The 257-nt window shown below is 70.8% G+C and carries 1 pseudogene; it reads left to right on the top strand.

The features are described 5' to 3' along the window. Positions 1–257 (top strand): annotated as a pseudogene (locus EVC45_RS46095) (hypothetical protein); the annotation flags it as partial.

Here is a 257-nt window from a genome sequence, read left to right as displayed (position 1 = left end):
AGCGGCGCTGCGCCTGGCCGGTCGCCTGACCTCGGATGCCGGGCTGCGCGGGTCGATGAACGCGCAGGCGGTGGCCAACGCGCTCAATGCACTCGCGAAGTGGCCGGAAGAGGCCGACGCGCGTGAAGCGGCGCTGCGCCTGGCCGGTCGTCTGATATCGGAGGCCAGGCTGCGCGAGTCGATGAACGCGCAGGAAGTGGCCAGCGTGCTCAATGCACTCGCGAAGTGGCCGGACGAGACCGACGCGCGTGAAGCGG

Source organism: Paraburkholderia sp. UYCP14C (assembly GCF_004197395.1).
Lineage (GTDB): Bacteria > Pseudomonadota > Gammaproteobacteria > Burkholderiales > Burkholderiaceae > Paraburkholderia.
This window is presented reverse-complemented; position numbering and strand designations above follow the sequence as displayed.